Source organism: Gammaproteobacteria bacterium, from assembly GCA_003696665.1.
Lineage (GTDB): Bacteria > Pseudomonadota > Gammaproteobacteria > Enterobacterales.
Genome location: RFGJ01000273.1, coordinates 1 through 2,148, shown reverse-complemented (window position 1 = coordinate 2,148; position 2,148 = coordinate 1). Strand labels below are relative to the sequence as shown.

At 51.7% G+C, this 2,148-nt stretch carries 3 protein-coding genes; 2 read left to right on the top strand and 1 reads right to left on the bottom strand.

Annotated elements, in window-relative coordinates; all coding sequences use genetic code 11:
* The coding region (locus D6694_07565; protein ID RMH42833.1) for an LOG family protein YgdH at positions 1 to 1,097 on the top strand (1,097 nt) is incomplete at its 5' end.
* Entirely contained in the window at positions 1,073 to 1,906 is an 834-nt protein-coding gene (locus D6694_07560; protein ID RMH42832.1) for an MOSC domain-containing protein, read from the top strand. The genes D6694_07565 and D6694_07560, both read left to right, overlap by 25 nt.
* On the opposite strand, the gene D6694_07555 is transcribed toward D6694_07560, so the two are convergent.
* The coding region (locus D6694_07555; GenBank protein RMH42831.1) for a hypothetical protein at positions 1,900 to 2,148 on the bottom strand (249 nt) is incomplete at its 5' end. The two genes, D6694_07560 and D6694_07555, sit on opposite strands and share 7 nt — an antisense overlap.

Below are 2,148 nucleotides of genomic sequence, written 5' to 3'. Positions count from 1 at the left end.
GTGCGTTTGTCGATGGCGAGATGATTCGCGGTGTTCGCGAAAATTTAACCGCCGTCGTCCGCGATTTGATATACAGTCAACGGCTGTTACACGAGGCAGACAATACGTCTGTGACCGTACAGATATTTCGATTGCTGAGAAACGCCAAAGCCCTGATCCCGGGCAAAGCGCCGCATCTTGCCGTGTGCTGGGGTGGGCATTCGATTAGTACCGAAGAATACCAATACACCAAGGAAGTCGGCTATGAGCTCGGTCTAAGAGGTCTCAATATTTGCACTGGCTGTGGACCCGGCGCCATGAAAGGCCCAATGAAAGGGGCCACGATCGCCCACGCCAAACAACGAATTGATGATGGTTTGTACCTTGGCCTTACCGAGCCTGGCATTATCGCATCCGAAGCCCCCAATCCCATTGTCTCCAAACTCGTCATTCTTCCAGACATCGAAAAACGATTGGAAGCCTTTGTCCGCGTCGGGCACGGGTTTGTGATTTTTCCAGGTGGGGTTGGTACCGTTGAAGAAATCTTATATTTACTTGGCATCTTGATGCACCCTGGCAATCGGGATCTTCCGTTGCCTATCGTTTTCACCGGTCCGTCCGGTTCAGAAGCCTACTTCTCTCAGCTTGATGCGTTTATCAAAAACATCCTAGGTGCTGAGGCGGCCAATCGTTATCAAATCATCGTCGGCAATCCCACAAAGGTGGCAAAGGTGATCAAAGAAGGCATTCGGGCCGTCCATCATTATCGTTTGCACAGGCATGCGGCGTTTCATTTCAATTGGGAGTTAGAGATTGACCCCCAATGGCAAACGCCTTTTGAGGTGAATCATGAGACCATGCGCGACCTCGATCTCAACGAAAACCAGCCGGCGCATCAGCTCGCTGTTCAGCTCCGCAGACTCTTTTCTGGAATTGTCACGGGCAATGTCAAACCACAAGGTGTCGCCTTGATTGCACGCCATGGCCCCTTTGAAATCCGTGGTAGCCGCAAATTGCTCGACCCCATCGATCAATTACTTCGTTCCTTTATTGAGCAAAAACGTATGGTTTTGCCAACACGAGATTACCGCCCATGCTACAAACTGGTTCGCCAATAACCGCTAGTGACCGTGTCACCATTCAGAGCCTTTGGGTCTACCCGATCAAGTCCTGCGCCGGCGTTCGTCTTGACACCGCCTATCTCGATCAGTTTGGTTTGGCGGGCGATCGCAGGTGGATGGTGGTTGACTGCAATGGCCGCATGGTCACGGCTCGCACGCGGCCCGAATTGTTACATGTTGTGCCCGCCATTCACGACAAGACGCTTGAGCTGTCCGCCCCGGGGATGGGAAAACTAAAATTGTCGCCCCCATCCGGAAAATCACGTCTTACCGTTCGCATCTGGCACGACCACGTGGCGGGCGTTCCCTGTCATCTCGAAGGTAGTCAGTGGTTTAGTGACTACTTAAAACAACAAGTTCAGCTTGTCTGGATGGACGTGCCCCGGAGACACGTCGAACCCAATACTACAGTACGCCCAACGCCAGTCGCCTTTGCCGATGGATTTCCTTTGCTTGTCATCAATCAAGCCTCCATCACCGAAATCGAACAACGGCTAGGCACAACCATCGATGTTCGCCGGTTTCGGCCCAATCTCGTCGTGCAGGGTGCCAAAGCCTGGGAAGAAGATCACTGGCATGCCTTGACCAGTGACACCATGACACTGACCAATGTCAAACCTTGTGCTCGCTGTCAGGTGATATGCACTGACCCTGATTCACTTTCTAGCGAGCCCGAGCTACTCAAACGTCTCGCGAGTTATCGAAAAACCGAGCTCGGCATTATTGTCGGCTTCAATGCGATCCATGATGGACCAGGTCAGTTGAGGCAAAATCAAACCCTGACGATTTGTCCCGCCACTCACTGAAGACGATCGTCAATTTGGCCACGCTGGGCCATTTCTTCAAAGATTTCATCTTCCGTAAACACGTAGCGTTGGCGACAAAACTCGCACTCCGTGCTAATTTGCCCAGAATCCTGCAACAAATCACGAATGTCAGCGTTCGACATGACAAAAATGCTGGCCAGTGCTTTTTCGTACGAACATGAACAATGAAACTGAACCGATTCACTCGGCAGGATTTGCACATCATGCTCTGCAAATAGCCG

Bases quoted from the DNA above. Each gene is read 5' to 3' on its own strand.
- D6694_07560 (RMH42832.1), top strand. From the start codon at position 1,073: ATGCTACAAACTGGTTCGCCAATAACCGCTAGTGACCGTGTCACCATT.